15 protein-coding genes are annotated in these 16748 nt (G+C 43.3%); 13 read left to right on the top strand and 2 right to left on the bottom strand.

The genetic code is table 11. The annotated features are described in order from the left end of the window. Positions 1-3 precede the first annotated feature (3 nt). The 5 genes from clpP (at position 4) to KHM83_RS02340 (ending at position 5997) form a co-directional block, all read left to right on the top strand. Positions 4-588 carry an ATP-dependent Clp endopeptidase proteolytic subunit ClpP gene (clpP, locus tag KHM83_RS02360; RefSeq protein ID WP_213235307.1) on the top strand — a complete coding sequence of 195 codons (585 nt, stop codon included), beginning with the start codon at positions 4-6 and terminating at the stop codon, positions 586-588. Positions 589-613: 25 nt separating this feature from the next. Continuing rightward, positions 614-1888 carry an ATP-dependent Clp protease ATP-binding subunit ClpX gene (gene clpX, locus KHM83_RS02355; RefSeq protein ID WP_213235306.1) on the top strand — a complete coding sequence of 425 codons (1275 nt, stop codon included), beginning with the start codon at positions 614-616 and terminating at the stop codon, positions 1886-1888. A 446-nt stretch (positions 1889-2334) separates the two neighbouring features. Continuing rightward, positions 2335-4713 (top strand): endopeptidase La, encoded by a 2379-nt coding sequence (gene lon, locus KHM83_RS02350; protein WP_213235305.1) that lies wholly within the window; start codon positions 2335-2337, stop codon positions 4711-4713. Next, positions 4703-5329: a ribosome biogenesis GTP-binding protein YihA/YsxC gene (gene yihA, locus KHM83_RS02345; RefSeq protein ID WP_213235304.1), complete on the top strand. Its 627-nt coding sequence runs from the start codon at positions 4703-4705 to the stop codon at positions 5327-5329. The genes lon and yihA overlap by 11 nt, the downstream gene beginning before the upstream one ends. A 146-nt stretch (positions 5330-5475) precedes the next feature. Next, positions 5476-5997, top strand: coding sequence for a peptidylprolyl isomerase (locus tag KHM83_RS02340; RefSeq protein ID WP_213235303.1), 522 nt, complete (start codon positions 5476-5478; stop codon positions 5995-5997). A 162-nt stretch (positions 5998-6159) separates the two neighbouring features. Here KHM83_RS02340 and fba read toward each other — a convergent pair whose 3' ends face one another. After that, on the bottom strand, positions 6160-7098 hold the full coding sequence (gene fba / locus KHM83_RS02335; RefSeq protein WP_213235302.1) for a class II fructose-1,6-bisphosphate aldolase: 939 nt from the start codon (positions 7096-7098) through the stop codon (positions 6160-6162). Positions 7099-7287: 189 nt separating this feature from the next. On the opposite strand from fba, the gene KHM83_RS02330 reads away from it, so the two are divergent. From KHM83_RS02330 to KHM83_RS02320, 3 genes are read left to right on the top strand one after another with little or no spacing between them, the layout of a single operon-like run. Beyond that, a complete protein-coding gene (locus tag KHM83_RS02330) occupies positions 7288-8712 on the top strand; it encodes an RsmB/NOP family class I SAM-dependent RNA methyltransferase (RefSeq protein WP_213235301.1) in 1425 nt (474 codons plus the stop codon). A 19-nt stretch (positions 8713-8731) separates the two neighbouring features. Then, on the top strand, positions 8732-9457 hold the full coding sequence (locus KHM83_RS02325; RefSeq protein WP_213235300.1) for a pseudouridine synthase: 726 nt from the start codon (positions 8732-8734) through the stop codon (positions 9455-9457). 36 nt (positions 9458-9493) lie between these two features. Further along, positions 9494-9739, top strand: coding sequence for a TIGR04076 family protein (locus KHM83_RS02320; RefSeq protein WP_213235299.1), 246 nt, complete (start codon positions 9494-9496; stop codon positions 9737-9739). A 165-nt stretch (positions 9740-9904) separates the two neighbouring features. Here KHM83_RS02320 and KHM83_RS02315 read toward each other — a convergent pair whose 3' ends face one another. Further along, positions 9905-10465: a hypothetical protein gene (locus KHM83_RS02315; protein ID WP_213235298.1), complete on the bottom strand. Its 561-nt coding sequence runs from the start codon at positions 10463-10465 to the stop codon at positions 9905-9907. A 132-nt stretch (positions 10466-10597) separates the two neighbouring features. On the opposite strand from KHM83_RS02315, the gene KHM83_RS02310 reads away from it, so the two are divergent. From KHM83_RS02310 to KHM83_RS02290, 5 genes are all read left to right on the top strand, one after another. After that, entirely contained in the window at positions 10598-11428 is an 831-nt protein-coding gene (locus tag KHM83_RS02310) for a GNAT family N-acetyltransferase (RefSeq protein ID WP_213235297.1), read from the top strand. Between the two features lie 114 nt (positions 11429-11542). After that, positions 11543-12448: an RluA family pseudouridine synthase gene (locus tag KHM83_RS02305; protein ID WP_213235296.1), complete on the top strand. Its 906-nt coding sequence runs from the start codon at positions 11543-11545 to the stop codon at positions 12446-12448. Positions 12449-12556: 108 nt separating this feature from the next. Next, complete coding sequence (locus KHM83_RS02300; RefSeq protein ID WP_213235295.1) at positions 12557-13345, top strand: hypothetical protein; 789 nt, start codon at positions 12557-12559, stop codon at positions 13343-13345. 80 nt (positions 13346-13425) lie between these two features. Beyond that, on the top strand, positions 13426-15075 hold the full coding sequence (locus KHM83_RS02295) for a nucleoside kinase (RefSeq protein WP_213235294.1): 1650 nt from the start codon (positions 13426-13428) through the stop codon (positions 15073-15075). Positions 15076-15087: 12 nt separating this feature from the next. Beyond that, positions 15088-16680 carry a PP2C family protein-serine/threonine phosphatase gene (locus KHM83_RS02290; protein WP_213235293.1) on the top strand — a complete coding sequence of 531 codons (1593 nt, stop codon included), beginning with the start codon at positions 15088-15090 and terminating at the stop codon, positions 16678-16680. Positions 16681-16748: the final 68 nt, after the last annotated feature.

Genomic DNA, 16748 nt, shown 5'->3' with positions numbered 1-16748 from the left:
CACATGGCAACTTATATCCCTTATGTCATTGAACAAACCAGTAAAGGTGAACGATCATACGATATCTATTCCAGACTGCTTAAAGATCGAATTATTTTTCTGAGCGGTGAAGTTGATGACCACACGGCGAATCTCATCGTCGCCCAGCTGCTCTTTTTAGAAGCTGAGGATCCAGACAAAGATATTTCGATCTACATCAACAGCCCCGGCGGCTCGATTACGGCGGGTATGGCGATTTACGATACGATGCAATACATTAAACCTGACGTATCGACAATGTGTGTGGGTATGGCTGCCAGCATGGGTGCATTTTTACTTGCAGCAGGTACGAAGGGTAAACGCTTCGCGCTTCCAAATGCCGAAGTGATGATTCATCAACCGCACGGTGGGGCTCAAGGTCAAGCTTCTGATATTAAGATTCAAGCAGAGCGCATTATTAGAATGCGTAAAACTTTAAATGAAATTCTTAGTGAAAGAACCGGAAAGCCTTTAAAACAAATTGAGAAGGACACAGATCGCGACAACTTTATGAGTGCTGAAGAAGCGGTTGCATATGGTCTGATCGACAAGGTTTTTGAATCAAGATAGTGATGTTTATAGAAAGAGGTAATAAATGGATAAACCCACTTTAAAATGTTCCTTCTGTGGTAAAAGTCAGGATCATGTCAAGCGTCTCATAGCGGGACCAAATGTTTATATTTGCGATGAGTGCATTGACCTTTGCAATGAGATTCTGGAAGAGGAACTCGCCGTTTACCAAGCAGATGAGAATGCAGAATGGCAGCTTTCCAACCTTCCAAAACCGACGGAAATCAAACAAATCCTAGATGATTACGTTATTGGGCAAGGTCAGGCAAAGAAAACACTCGCCGTTGCAGTATACAATCATTTTAAACGCATACAGACAGAACTTGCAGAAGACGACATTGAACTTCAAAAGAGCAACATTCTGCTTATTGGTCCAACGGGTTCAGGTAAGACATTGCTTGCGCAAACACTTGCGAAAATACTGGACGTACCGTTTGCCATAGCAGATGCGACTGCGCTCACAGAAGCTGGATATGTTGGCGAAGACGTCGAAAATATCATTTTGAAGCTCGTTCAAGCTGCTGATTACGATATTGAACGCGCACAAAAGGGCATTATCTACATTGATGAAATTGATAAGATTACGCGTAAATCCGAGAATCCTTCTATTACGAGAGATGTTTCGGGCGAGGGTGTCCAGCAGGCACTTTTAAAAATATTAGAGGGTACGGTTGCCAACGTGCCGCCGCAAGGTGGGCGCAAACATCCGCATCAAGAGTTTTTACAGGTTGATACCACCAATATTCTCTTTATCTGCGGCGGTGCTTTTGATGGCCTTGAATCCATTATCGGTTCGCGGATTGGCGAGAAGGCACTTGGCTTTGGCGCCAGCGTTCAGAGCAAGAAGAATGTGCCGATTGGTGAACTCTTTGCAAAGATTGAGCCGAAAGACTTGTTGAAATACGGTTTGATTCCGGAATTTGTCGGTCGTGTACCGGTTGTCGTGACGCTTCATGAACTAGACAAAGAAGCACTCGTCAAAATTCTGAAAGAACCGAAAAATGCCATTATCAAGCAATATCAGAAAATGCTGAAACTTGATGATGTCGATCTGGAGTTTGAGGAAGAAGCACTTTTAGAAGTCGCTAAGCTCGCCATAGAGCGGAAGACTGGTGCTCGCGGCCTTCGGTCTATTTTGGAGCACGTAATGATGGAAGTCATGTATGAAATTCCATCTCGGGACGATATTAAAAAGTGCATCGTTACGAAGGAAACCATTACGAACCACCAAATGCCGACATTGGTTTTGGCAGAAAGTAAAAAGGAACGCGTCAAAAAAATTGAAGAAAGTGTGTCGTAAGACATTCAAAGCGACCTGCCAAACGGCAGGTCGTTGCTGTTTAATAGAAGTTTTTCAGGAAAAGCGTTTTCGAAGAAAATGCGGACTGAAAAACGGTTTTTGACGACAGTCAAAAATCTTACCTTAAGGAAGTTTCAGGAAAAGCGTTTTCGAAGAAAATGCGGACTGAAAAACGGTTTTTGACGACAGTCAAAAATCTTACCTTAAGGAAGTTTCAGGAAAAGCGTTTTCGAAGAAAATGCGGACTGAAAAACGGTTTTTGACGAACGTCAAAAATCTTACCTTAAAATTCATTAAAAAACGTCTTAAAATGCTTTTTTAAGGTATAATATGAGCATAGAGGGTATTAAAATACTCAAATTTCGGTAGAAATTGCATAATTTATTGCAATTAACAGCTGAAATTGGTAAAATATCTGAGCATAACCAGTAGAAAGAGGTGAAAACATGGATAATGAAACTAAAATTGTCAATATGCCCTTGATTCCACTAAGGGGTTTGTCCGTTTTTCCGTATATGGTACTTCATTTTGATGTCGGCAGAAAGAAGTCTATCAAAGCACTTGAAGCTGCTATGGCGAAGGATCAAAAGATTTTTTTAACGTCACAGTTTGATATAGATATTGATTCGCCGGGGATCAATGATTTTTATAAAGTGGGAACCGTTTGTAAAATCAAGCAGATGCTAAAGCTCCCCGGGGATGCGATTCGCGTTCTTGTGGAAGGGATTCAGCGAGCTGAGGTTGACGAGATCATCGAAGAACTTCCGTATTTTCGCGTGAATGTCAAAACATATTTTGACAGTATCGAAGTCGATAAGGAAACACAGGCGCTGATGCGTTCGTGTGTCTCATCCTTTGAGCGCTATATTTCTGTCAGCAACCGCGTTAGTCCGGATGTCGTTTTATCTGTTTCATCTATTGATGAACCCGGAAGACTTGCCGATATTATCGCGGCGCAAATTACACTTAAAACTGAACAAAAACAGGCGCTGATTGACGCCATTGACATTAAACTGCGTTTAGAACGGCTTTACGGCCTGCTCTTAACTGAAATTGAAATCCTGCAAGTTGAAAAGGATATCAACGATAAAGTTAAGAGTCAAATCAACAAATCTCAAAAAGAATACTACCTTCGTGAACAGATTAAAGCCATTCGCGATGAACTGGGCGAAGAAGATGCACAGGACGATGAAATTGAAGAAATGCGCAAACGTCTAAAACGGCATCGTCTCAGTAAAAAAATTGATAAAAAAATTGCCAGTGAAATTGACCGCTATTCCAGATTGTCACCTTCATCAGCTGAGAGCGGCGTTATTCGCAATTACGTCAATTGGATTCTAGATTTGCCGTGGCGCAAGGAGACGAAAGATGAAATTGACCTCGTCAAAGCGCAGACGATCTTGGATGATGAGCACTTTGGACTCGAAAGCGTTAAAGAGCGCGTGGTTGAATATTTAGCGGTTCGCGACCTCACCAAGAGCATGAAGGGGCCGATTATTTGTCTCGTGGGCCCTCCAGGCGTCGGTAAGACATCTATTGCCAAGTCCATTGCGAAGAGTCTCAACCGCGAATTTGTACGCATGTCTTTAGGCGGTGTGAGAGATGAAGCGGAAATACGCGGTCATCGTCGAACTTATATTGGGGCGATCCCAGGTCGGATTATCAACGGGATCAAAGAAGCCGGCACGAAAAACCCGGTATTCCTATTTGATGAAATCGACAAGCTCTCCAGCGACTTTAGAGGCGATCCGGCATCAGCACTTTTAGAAGTACTCGACCCAGAACAAAATAAAGAGTTTACGGATCACTATCTCGAAGTGCCTTTTGACCTTTCAAAAGTCATGTTTATCACGACGGCCAATTCCCTGAATACGATTCCAAGACCGCTATTGGATAGAATGGAAGTCATTCAAGTTTCAGGCTATACAGAATATGAAAAACTTAACATCGCGAAAAAATATTTGGTGACAAAGAAGATGGAAGAGCATGGCCTCAAAAAAGTCAATCTCTCTATTTCTGATGATGCCATTCTCGAAGTGATTCGCCAGTATACCCGTGAATCCGGCGTTCGTGAACTGGAACGCAAAGTGGCTGATGTTTGCCGTAAAGCGGCAGTGCGCATTGTAAAAGGCGAAGTGAAAAGTGTTCGCGTCACCGATAAAAATGTCGATAAATATCTGGGCAAAACAAAGTACCACTATGATCTCATAGCTGAAAAAGATCAAGTGGGTATCGTAACTGGATTGGCATGGACAGCTGTTGGCGGCGATACGCTTTCCATTGAAGTCAATACGATGAAAGGAAAAGGCAAACTGCAATTGACGGGTCAATTGGGTGATGTTATGAAAGAATCGGCACAGGCTGGACTTTCGTTCATCCGCACCATTGCCTCGGAATATGGCATTGCCGATGATTTCTACGAAACCATGGATATTCATGTGCACATTCCAGAGGGTGCCATTCCAAAAGATGGTCCTTCTGCGGGCATTACCATGGCGACAGCGCTCATTTCGGCGCTTTCTGAAATTCCGGTCAATCGCTTTGTCGCTATGACCGGAGAAATTACCCTTCGCGGCCGCGTCTTGCCAATTGGCGGCTTCAAGGAAAAATCACTGGCAGCGAAACGCGCCGGCATTAAGAAAATCCTCTTCCCATATGAAAATGCTAAAGATCTTGAAGATATTCCAGACAGCGTTAAGGAAGAAATCGAATTTGTGCCTGTAAAATCAATGGAAGAAGTGTTGGCACACGCATTGGTCAAGCCTAAAAAGACAAACGTCAAAAAGGCAGCAAAGGGTGCTAAAGGGGAAAACCATGAAAATTAAAAAGAGTGCATTTGTCATTAGCGCCGTTTCACCAGCACAGTATCCTCAGGATGCGCTGCCGGAGATTGCATTTGCCGGACGTTCTAATGTTGGCAAATCGTCGCTGATCAACATGCTCCTCAATCGAAGGGGGCTGGCAAAGACCAGTTCGACACCCGGTAAGACACAGACGGTAAATTTCTATGATATTGATGAAATTTTTCGTTTCGTCGATTTGCCGGGCTATGGTTTTGCCAAAGTGTCCAAGGCGCAAAAGGCAACTTGGGGAAAAGTCATTGAGACTTACCTTAAATCCAGAGAAAACTTGCTGGAAGTCTTGCAGCTGGTCGATATACGTCATAAACCCTCGCAAGAGGACAAGCAGATGTACGCTTGGATTAAATCCTTTGGTTTCAATGGGATCGTCGTTGCAACAAAAGCTGATAAATTAAGCCGAAATCAGATCGCACAACAGAAAAAAGTGATTCGCAAAGAACTCGATATGGCGCCGGATGCCATACTCATTTGTATTTCCAGCAGTGAGCGTACGGGAAAATATGAGGTGTGGGATTTGTTGAATGCGATTTTTGAAGCCAATGAACTGGCGATCCGCGTCGAGCGTCAAAGCGGTGCGTAATGGTTTAGGGAAGGCCGATGGCTGCACATGTTGGATGCACCGTTGTCGGTTAATGTTTAAAAATGATAAAATAGCGATGTGTGACTTGCTTAACAGCAAGGCGAGCATAAAAGTGAGTATAATATAATACTTTTAAGGAGAATTCTATGAGCCAAAATCCTATCGTGACCTTGACGACAGACTCAGATCAGGTCATTAAACTGGAACTATACCCTGAAGTTGCCCCCAATACGGTTAACAACTTTATTAGCCTCGCTCAAAAGGGCTATTACGACGGTTTGATTTTTCACCGCGTTATCCGCGGCTTTATGATCCAAGGCGGATGTCCAAATGGCACGGGAATGGGCGGACCGGGCTACGGTATCAAGGGTGAATTTTTAATGAACGGTGTTCAAAATAATTTGAAACACGATGCCGGTGTTATTTCCATGGCAAGAGCGCAAAATCCAAATAGTGCAGGCAGCCAATTCTTCATTATGCATCAAAATTCGCCGCACTTAGACGGCCAATACGCTGGTTTTGGTAAAGTTATCGAGGGACAGGACGTCGTCAATGCCATTGCAGAAACGAAAACGGATTACTCAGACCGTCCGGCGACACCACAAGTTATTAAATCAATGACTGTTGAAACATTTGGTGTTGAATACCCGGAACCTGAAAAAATGTAAGGGTTTTATCAAGTGATCTGATGAGATGTTCATGGGATCGGATTTGATTTAAAAGAGAACCGCGTAGAACAGAAAAGCATAGAAAAAGAGCACTTGCAGATCTAAAGAAAAAGATGTACAAGTGCTCTTTTTGCGGCCTATTTGGAATAGGTCATTTTGTTTTTATAACTTGCCGTCTGACCCCAAAACCACGAGAATTTTGTGCTTAACCATGTCGTAAATTGCTTCTCTAGCAGGTGCCAAGTATTTTCGAGGATCGAAATTACTTGGGTTAGAAACAAATTGTTTACGAATGGTGCCCGTCATGGCAAGTCTTAAATCTGAGTCAATATTGATTTTACAGACGCCGTACTGTGCCGCTTCTCTGAGCATTGGCTCAGGGCAGCCTTTAGCGTCTTTTAATTCGCCGCCGTAGGCATTGCACATTTCGACGAATTCCGGAATAACCGACGACGCCCCGTGAAGGACGAGCGGATAATTCGGCAAAAGGTTTGAAATAACTTTAAGGCGTTCGATGTCAATTTTAGGATCGGTACCCGCGGCGAATTTATAGGCGCCATGGCTTGTGCCGATGGCGATGGCCAGCGAAGCACAGCCAGTGCGTTTTACAAAATCGACTGCTTGGTCTGGATCGGTATAAGTGGCATCTTCCTTTTTAACATTGACGGCATCTTCAACACCGGCAAGGCGTCCAAGTTCCGCTTCAACGACGACGCCGCGTGCGTGAGCATATTCGACGACCTTTTGTGTCAGCGCAATATTTTCTTCATAAGGAAGGTGAGAACCGTCAACCATGACGGAAGTAAAACCATCGTCTATGCAGGCTTTACAGATTTCAAAATCTTCACCGTGATCGAGATGAAGGGCGATGTCCAATTCAGGATGTTCCAGCAAAGCGGCCTCTACTAATTTTTTCAGGTAAATAGGATTGGCGTATTTGCGTGCGCCGGCAGATACCTGTAAGATTAGCGGCGATTTTGTTTCAGCTGCCGCCTTGACAATCCCCTGAATAATTTCCATGTTGTTGACGTTAAAGGCGCCAACGGCATAGCCGCCTTCATAAGCTTTTTTAAACATTTCGGTCGTTGTTACTAATGGCACTGTAATCACTCCTTTGTCATTAATGGATTAAGTGCAAATCTTGGTTGCAAAATACATAACAATTACATGCTACATATGTTATTATAAAGCAAGTAATAGCAATTTGCCAGACAAAATGGCACGAACCACGCACTTATCGACTCTATACCCTAAATTTACTTTGCCATGCAATGCAATACGGAGGCATCATTGAATTTACCAGAAGCTTTTATCAGACGCCTGAAGGCGCAGAGGCCAAATGATTACGATGCGTTGATTGACAGTTTTGAAGGTGAAACATTTCAAGGACTCAGGATCAATACGCTAAAAATAGATGTACATACTTTTCTTGAAAAATTTCCATACCCGCTGACGCCCGTTCCGTGGACGACTGATGGGTTTTACTATCGAGCAGAAGACCCTGTTACCAAGCATCCCTACTATCATGCAGGCCTGTATTATATTCAAGAACCTTCGGCCATGGCGCCGATCGGCACACTTGAACTTGAAGCGGATCAGTTTTGTCTTGATCTATGTGCGGCACCTGGCGGGAAAAGTCTGCAACTGGCTACGGGCACACATGACGAGGGCTTTTTAGTGACCAATGATATCAGTGACAAACGCGTTAAAGCCATCGTTCGAAATGTCGAGCGATTTGGTCTGCGCAATGTGCTTGTACTCAATGAGACGCCTGAACGCATTGCATCATGTTTTGGCGCTATTTTTGATCATGTGCTGGTTGATGCGCCCTGTTCCGGAGAGGGAATGTTTCGTAAAGACCCTAAGGCTGTCAGCGCATGGGCCGTTTATGAAAATGACCGTTGTCAGACCATGCAGGCGGATATTCTCAGAACCATGAAGACACTGGTTAAAACAGAGGGGCGTTTGACTTACTCGACTTGTACCTTTGCGCCTCAGGAGAACGAAAGCCAAATGAAGGCATTCCTTGAAGCGAATCAGGATTTTGAAATGATTGCCATTAATCAAAAACTAGCGTCTACAGGGATTGAAATCGATAATTTTCAAATGCGCCTTCTACCGCATTTAATTGATGGTGAAGGCCATTATATTGCAAGACTGGTACGCCGAGGCAATACACCGGATGCAGGGGATGACAAATGTAATGATCACATACGAACAAGTGACAGTGGGCGTGATTACGATGAGGCGATGTCACACCATCAAAGCAGGCATAGCGTTCAAAGTCGATATACCGTTGCCGATAAGCCGCCGGAACCGGTTGCCGCTTTCATGAAAACACATTTAACGACGCCTTTGACGGGACGGTTTAAAACAGTCAAAGAACGCGTCTATTTATTGCCGATGTATGACTATCCTATAAATGGACTCAAAGTGGCGCGTGAAGGGTTGTACTTAGGTGATATCAAAGGGACGCGGTTTACGCCTTCGCAGGCGCTGGCGCTATACCTCAAGGCATCCCAGTTTATTCAAAAAATCGAATTGCCATCGAACGGCTCAGCGATTCTTAAATATTTAAAATGCGAAACGCTCCATGTAGAGCACGAAGGCAAAGGTCTTCATCTGGTAACGACAGACGGGTATCCGGTTGGCTTCTGTAAATTAGACCGTGGGGTGCTGAAAAATCTTTATCCGGCATCTTGGCGTATGTTTTAAGTGAGAGGAGATGACGCATATGGGTGAAAAAATGCGTTTGGATAAATACCTGTCCAATATGGGAAAGGGCAGCCGCAGTGAACTCAGAGTGATCATGAAGCGTGGGGTCGTCACTGTAAACGGTAAAACGGTAAAAGACGGTTCGATTAAAGTGGATCTTGCCAAAGACAATGTTGCATTTGAAGGTGTTTCAGTGCCTTATATTCCTTATATTTATCTGATGCTGAATAAACCGCAGGGGGTCATTTCGGCAACTGAGGATGCGAAACTGCCCGTGGTGGTTGACCTCGTTCCCGAACCATTTCGACATTATGAGGTCTTTCCGGTTGGCAGGCTGGATATAGACACTGAGGGACTGCTGCTGCTCACCAATGATGGTGCACTGGCACATCGGCTTTTGTCGCCGAAGCATCATGTTCCGAAACAGTATTTTGCGAAGCTGGCGGCACCGGTAAACCCAGAGGATACTGGCGCCTTTGAGAAGGGAATCACGTTAGAAGACGGCTATGAATGCATGCCTGCAAAACTGCTGACGACAGGAATAGCTGATGAGGTGCTGCTGACGATTTACGAAGGGAAGTTTCATCAAGTTAAACGCATGTTTGAAGCACTTGGCAATAAAGTCATCTATCTTAAACGTATGCGGATGGGTGGGTTGCAGCTTGACGAGTCGTTGAAACTTGGCGAGATGCGACTGCTGACAGCGGAAGAGCTTGAACTTATCGAAAACAGCGAGGGACAATAAGTGCCTACGCGCTTGTGACTGACAGGAGGCGAGTTTATGAACGTAAAGCTTACGATTGCGAACAGCTGTTGCAGAAGCGGTTATCATAAAACGGGTGAGACTTACATTGTCGGCGACATTTGTCCGCCAATTTGCCACGAACTGTGGCATGTAGCTTACCCCAATATCCTTGTGCTTCAAAATGGGGGAACGCTTGACAGCGGATGTGAGAGATTGCGGAAATTTGAAGTGAAATGCCCGGATGGAGGGCGTGTGACATTATATGGAGAAGTCATGGACTAACAGTGTGTTGTCGGCAACTACTTGCACAGCGACGGCGGATAATGTGCGGTATTTCGCATCACGATAAAAAAACCAGCTGCATCAGCAAACTGGTTTTATGAATTCATGGTAATGATTACAATAAACATGCATTGTATGACACGAACGAAAGCAGGTAGTGAATGATTAGCGACCTTGCCCCGTTAAGACATTGATAATCGTATCGAGATCATCGCTTTTAGAAAGCTTGAAATCGCCTGCAAATAATTTTCGGTCCAGTTCGCGTTCGACAAGTCTGGAGACAAAAGTATTGGCACTGTCAACATAACCGAGTGCGGCGAGGTCTTCACCGATGCTGTAGCCCGATGCGCCGGACGGTACAACAAAAGTCTCATAGGCAGCAGGTGTTGATGTATCTGAAGGGGCTGACGTGTCTGGCGGTGTCGTCGTATCATTATCGCCTGTTGGCTCTGTTGGTGTGGTATCTTCGGGCTGCGCTTCATGATTGCTGTTTTCGGTATCCGTCCCTAAATCATGATTGAGATTGGTATTGGGAATGATTTCAATAACCTTATCATCATCTAATGGCGCTTCGGTTTCAGATCCGGACGGCAGCATTGCTTCTAGATCAAAGCTGAGTGTATCGGATATTTTCCAAGAGACAGAAAAGAAAATGATGGCAATGATTAGCAGTGATACCACGATATCGCTAATGTCATATAAAAAGTCTTTAAGACGTTCAAGCATGTTGACCTCCAAAAATACCGGCATCTAGCACTGATGCTATTAATAAGGATATCATAAAATTGAGCATTCATAAAGCAATGTTCTTTTCAAATAGATTACTTTCGTGTTACAATTTTTTAAGGAGGTGGCATATTGTTTGGAAAACTGGAAGCCTCAGATTTGGCAAAGATTAAAGCATACATGGCGGCAAATGCAGTCGAAACGATTTATCTCGAATATCCTGTCGCTCAGTTTGAACAGGGCAAGCTCCAAGGCGTGCTCTACGGTTATATAAGTGAACAGTCACTGGTAGGACTGTTTTATTTTTCGAATAAACGCTCACTGATCATGCATTATTCAGACCCCGTCGTCTTGGGAAACCTAAACGTGTTAAAGGCGTTTAAGCATCATGCGCCGAAATACGTAAAAGGTGAGACCAAGCAGATGAACGGTTTTTATAACATCATTTGCAGAACGGTTGAAAATGTTCAGGAATCAAAGAGCCTGCTGATGACCTATCGCCAACAGACGATATCGATTACGGCAGCTTGTGCATATGCGACAGCAACAATGGACACAGCAGAAACGCGGCAAATGATTCAAGATCTCAAATTCTTTTTGCGCGTAGAGCAGTATTTTGGTCGTAATATCAAATCTATTCAGGACATTCAAAAGAGTGTCGACAATTACTTAGCGGAAAATCAGTTTTGTTTGATGCACGACGGTGAAAAACTGATAGCCCAGGGACTAATCGAAGAGGAAACGGAACAAATGGGGATTATCGGCGGTATATACGTTGACCCCGCCTATAGAAGGCGGCAAATTGGCCGTTTTATTTCAGAGACGCTGACAAAACGCCTGCTTGAAAACGGCAAGCGTCCCAACTTGTTTGTTCTGGAAAAGAATGCGCCGGCCATTGCCCTCTATCACAAGATTGGTTATGAAGATGTATCGGCCTTTAGCGTGTTTACCATTGATTATTAATGGCGGACAGCAAAGCAAAAGAACAACGGAAATCAGAAAGCGAGCCCGGAACCTATAATCCCGTCAGCTGCTTTTAGACAAAGTAAAAAAATATCAATCTCAAAAGGATAACCTATGCGAGAAATTATAATAACTTCCAATGAGGCGGATCAGCGTATTGATCGCTTCCTACTCAAGTATTTTAATGATACGACGCGCGGCAATCTCTACAAACTCATGCGGAAAAAAGTCTTTAAACTCAACGGGAGACCGGTGACGAAGCCGGAGACGTTTTTGAAGTGCGATGACGTTCTGAATATTTACATGGCAGAAGCGACGATTGAAAGCCTTCGAAAACCTATTGAGCTCGTGACGCCTGACCAAGTGGGGCTGTCCATTATCTATGAAGACGATGATATTCTAATTGTAGATAAGCCTAAGGGCATGCTGACGCATCCGGATAAGACTGAATATAAAAATACACTGGCGACTATTGTACAATTTTATTTAAAGCATCTTTGCACGCAGACTTTTAAACCGGCACCGGTACACCGGCTCGATAAAAATACAGGCGGTCTCGTTCTCTTTGCCAAGCACTATGAAAGTCTTAAGCATTACAATGCGTTAATGCGTGAACGTAAAATTGATAAATATTACCTATGCGTCTGTGAAGGGAAGACAAAGCCTCATGGCGAGGTGAAAGGCTATCTGACGAAAGACGAGCAGTTAAATAAAGTAACCCTTTCAGCACATGATCGGGATCAAAGTAAACTTTGCCATACAAAATACAAGACCGTGAACTTTAAAAAGGGTTACAGCTTGGTAGATGTTGCGCTTTTAACAGGGCGGTCGCATCAGATCCGTGTTTCGATGGCTTATGAAGGGCATCCTATTGTCGGCGATGTTAAATATGGCGGCAAGAAGCGCAGGGGTGAAACGACTCAGTTGCTGCATGCTTATAAATTGGTCATCGGGGAGCGCGTTTTCACATCAAATTCAGAAGCGATTGACGCATTTATGGCTTCGCTTTCCAATGATTAGCGGATGTGTTTAAAAGCAGTTGCGGCAATAATTGCGAATAAGCTGATGCAATTTGAAGATCGACGCACGTTGTGAGATTAAAAATAACTGAGATGGTGGGTGGTCAACTTGAATTCTTCTCAACAGGTGATACAGAAATTAATAGAACGCTATGATTATTGCGGTGCTCTGGAAATCCTTAAGGAAACCGGGCATGATCATTCTGACGCAGGGGTAGTAATAGATTCCTGCCGCTATGCTGTTAATTTTGATTTTGCAACGGCAAAAAAGCTGCTGACGCAATTGTCGGAAGAGACGCGGCATAAGGATATGAGTCAAATGTTGAAGCGAAATGTTGAGGCACTGACAGATGGATACCCGGACGCTTTGTTTTCTGAACTCCTTGAAAACCTCAAATTTCAAATTGTCAATGAAGAGTTTATTGATTTCCTGGGGCGTGTTTATCGATTCAAAGAGGCAATCTATAAATACATGTTTATCAAAAATCATTTAAAAAACAGGAAATTCAGCTTTCATATACGCTTTATGCAAAAAAAAGAAATTCTCAAAATTTTGAGGAATCACTATAAAATTTTTAATAGCAATCTCATTTTCGGTATTAATGCTTATTTTAAAAAGTATGCGAAGCACGATCCAAAAGTAGAGCAGATTATTAAGCTTCTCAACTCTGAAAAAATGAATCAGCTGATTGAACTCAGACACGAATCGTTGATTGGCCACGGTTTTAGAGGCGTGAGTTATGAAGAGATACAACGCGTCTACGGCAATCCGTACACCGTACTGGACGACTTTCGCGAATGCTTGTATCTGCTTGATATTGACATTTTAAGGTATAAGTATGCCATGGTTAACGACTTCATTTTAGAGATGATGCACAATACATTTGATGAAGAATAAACACCCGATCATTGATTGGGTAAACTGTATAAATATGGGTATCAGAAAAGCGATGTAATAGAAATCGACGAGGAGGCTTTATGTTAGAGATCAATGTAAAGGATTACGGTAAAGTTAGCGCACAGCCCGGGGAGAGCTATGAAGCCATTATACGGCGAATGGCATTGGCGGGAAGGCCGAAAGTTTTGGCAATAAGGTGCAGCAATGTCCTAAGAGAGCTCAACGATACAATAGAGGGATCGTGTGACTTGACTTTGGTAGATCTGGCGAGCTCCGACGGCGAAAAAATATACCAGCGAAGTCTCTCCTTCATTATGATCTATGCTGCGAAAACCTGCTTTCCAGGCATTAAAGTACGTATTGAGCATTCGCTCAGCAAAGGGCTTTACTGTGAATTTGATTATGAGCGTAAGCTGCTTCAGGCAGATTATAACCGTATCCGTGAAAAGATGCTCGATACGATAAAAGCGGATCTGCCTTTTGAAAAAGTGACGGTTCCCAAATCGGAAGCCATTGCGATTTTTGAAAAATTACAAATGTCATCAAAAGTGGCATTGTTAAAATATCGAGATAACGATTGGATCAAACTTTACAAACTTCAAGATCAAATTGACTATTTCTATGGTTATATGGTGCCGAGTACAGGCTATGTCGAACACTTCGAAATTATTAAATACGATGAGGGCATCATCCTCATGCACCCAACAAAGTATTATCCGTTTGAAGTGCCGCCATTTATAGAATCACCCAAAATTGCAGAAGTGTTCAAAGAATCTGAGATATGGGGCACCATTATGGATATTGGCTATGTCTGGAACCTCAATGCCTTGATTGAATCCGACAGACACAAAGAACTGATCCAAATCGCAGAGGCGCTCCACGAGAAAAAAGTTGCGACGATTGCCGACATTATCACGAAACAGCGAAAACGCGTTATCTTAATTGCAGGGCCTTCATCATCGGGCAAGACGACATTTGCAAATCGTTTAAAAGTACAGCTCAAGGTCAATGGACTGCATCCGATTACCATTTCCACTGATAATTATTTCGTAGATCGGGAGCTGACGCCAAAGGATGAAAATGGCGATTTGGATTTTGAGTCGCTTGATGCTGTGGATGTCGACTTATTTAATACACATATCATGAAACTTCTTGACGGCGAATCGGTAGACCTGCCAGTTTTTGATTTCCACAAGGGCAAGCGGACCTATCGCCAGCAGCCGATTTGTATTGCAGCGAATCAGCCCATTATTATTGAGGGCATCCACGGTCTGAATGAAAAACTATCCTATCACATTTTTAAACGCGATAAATTCAAAATCTATGTGAGTGCACTGACACAGCTTAACATCGATGAGCACAACCGCATTCCAACGACGCAGACGCGCTTGCTTAGACGTATCGTCAGGGATAATCAGTTTAGAGGACACTCGGCACTCAAAACGATTAATATGTGGAATTCTGTTAGGCGAGGCGAGGAAAAGAATATTTTTCCATTCCAAGAAGAGGCTGATATCATGTTCAATACGGCACTGCCCTATGAGCTGGCGATACTCAAAAAACATGCAGAGCCTCTGCTCGAGCAGATACCACAGTCCGAACCGGCTTATGGAGAAGCATTGCTCTTGATGAAATTTCTCAGTTATTTTAAATCGATTGACGACGATCAGCTTGTACCGCACGTCTCGATTTTGAAAGAATTTATCGGTGGCAGCGGCTTTGATGTGTAATGAGGGGGTGCTATGTTTCGAAGGGGTGAACACAACGATCAACTTTATACGCGAACTTTTGTGCTCCTCTGTCTAGTGTTGATTTTAGATATTATTATCCGGCATCGTATTGATACATTGACCGGTTATTATTTCAGTGGATTGATTTTTGCCATTTTGGTTGCAGGGATTTTTTATGGTGGAACCCTCTACTTTAAGCGCCATTTAATGACACGGTGGCAGCATCGGCAAGTGGGCTTCGTTTTTATTGGATTCGTAGGCAACTATATTTTAGCGGTTGTCAATCTCGTTTATCATCGTTTTGAAATTGCACCGCTAACCAATTATTTTTTGGCATATGCGAATTTATTTCTCGGCTTAATTGTCTTCTTTTCACTGGGTAAATGGCAATCGGACTCATGGGAAGCTAGACTGCAGAAGCAGCATGAAGTGGTTTTTTGGGCACTAGTGGTCTGTGAAACCGTTATGTGGCAGATGGTTAAGCTGTCATGGATTCACTATGGTGCGACCATTTCTTTTGTTGACATCATTGGGGCGGCTTTGACGGCGGCTGTCCTTATCAATTATATTGTTCGTTATTACCGTCCGCATCTAGATCTCGGTGTCGTGGTGCCGCTGATCTATTTGAGTATTGCCCAGTTTTACCTCAGCATTGCAGATCGTGAAAACGTCTTTATGCATCTTCACCCATACTGGCTGCTGCTGCTGGGGGTTATTCTTCTGGTTGTCTATCAAGTGCGTGAAATAAAGGAAGTCCTCACGGATCATAATACTGTACTGTATCGTCAGTTTAATGTTTATTCACAAAACCTCCGAAAACTGATTGACAAAAAAACAGTACAAATTAGGGAGGCGAATCAAAGCATTATCAATGAGCTCGAATATGCACGCGTGATACAGCAGTCGCTTTTACCGCCACGAAAATATACCTATCGAGATGTAACGCTGGTTTCAGACTATTATCCGTGTGAACGATTAAGCGGTGATTTTTTTGATGTGTTTAGAATTGATGACGAATTTATCGCCCTTTATTATATGGACGTTGCCGGACACGGCATATCAGCAGCATTGCTGACCATGTTGAGCAACAACTTTTTAAGAGCCCAGGATCACCAGCTGAAACGACTTTGGGCACAGCGACCCGACAAGAGTCTAAAGTTTTTTTACGACCACTTTAATTCATTGAGTCTGCCGGAAGAAATGCATCTGGTTATTTTCTATGCAACTTACAACTTGACGACAAAGGTGTTGACTTATTGTTCTGGCGGCATGAACTGTGCGCCGGTCGTCTTCCGTAAAAACGGCAATTATGAAATATTGGATCAAAGTGACGGATTTCCAATCTGTATGATGGGCAATGTCTTTACACCGGTCTTTGCATCGGCAAATGTTCTGCTCAGACCCGGTGATCGCGTTATATTCTATACGGATGGCTTAACGGACAAAGACAAGAATAAGATTTTTAACGACGAAGAGCTTATCGCTTTTTGCCGACAGCACCGCAAAAAGAGCATTCGGGATTTTAATGCTATACTGACAGAGAAAATTGCACCAAACAAAGATGACCTAAATGACGATATTACCTATATCATTATGGATATTTAGTCCGTGTTGACGGGATACATACAAATCAATATAATAAACGTATAAATTATTTTATATATATAAATATT

The sequence above is a fragment of the Fusibacter paucivorans genome (assembly GCF_018390735.1).
Lineage (GTDB): Bacteria > Bacillota > Clostridia > Peptostreptococcales > Acidaminobacteraceae > Fusibacter > Fusibacter paucivorans.
Note: the sequence above shows the minus strand (reverse complement) of the source record. Positions and strands in the feature narration are given on the sequence as shown.

Coding starts and splice junctions, on each gene's coding strand:
- lon (WP_213235305.1), top strand. CDS start 2,335: ATGGATAATGAAACTAAAATTGTCAATATGCCCTTGATTCCACTAAGG.
- yihA (WP_213235304.1), top strand. CDS start 4,703: ATGAAAATTAAAAAGAGTGCATTTGTCATTAGCGCCGTTTCACCAGCA.
- clpP (WP_213235307.1), top strand. CDS start 4: ATGGCAACTTATATCCCTTATGTCATTGAACAAACCAGTAAAGGTGAA.
- KHM83_RS02305 (WP_213235296.1), top strand. CDS start 11,543: ATGCGAGAAATTATAATAACTTCCAATGAGGCGGATCAGCGTATTGAT.
- clpX (WP_213235306.1), top strand. CDS start 614: ATGGATAAACCCACTTTAAAATGTTCCTTCTGTGGTAAAAGTCAGGAT.
- KHM83_RS02340 (WP_213235303.1), top strand. CDS start 5,476: ATGAGCCAAAATCCTATCGTGACCTTGACGACAGACTCAGATCAGGTC.
- KHM83_RS02320 (WP_213235299.1), top strand. CDS start 9,494: ATGAACGTAAAGCTTACGATTGCGAACAGCTGTTGCAGAAGCGGTTAT.
- KHM83_RS02290 (WP_213235293.1), top strand. CDS start 15,088: ATGTTTCGAAGGGGTGAACACAACGATCAACTTTATACGCGAACTTTT.
- KHM83_RS02325 (WP_213235300.1), top strand. CDS start 8,732: ATGGGTGAAAAAATGCGTTTGGATAAATACCTGTCCAATATGGGAAAG.
- KHM83_RS02295 (WP_213235294.1), top strand. CDS start 13,426: ATGTTAGAGATCAATGTAAAGGATTACGGTAAAGTTAGCGCACAGCCC.
- KHM83_RS02315 (WP_213235298.1), bottom strand. CDS start 10,465: ATGCTTGAACGTCTTAAAGACTTTTTATATGACATTAGCGATATCGTG.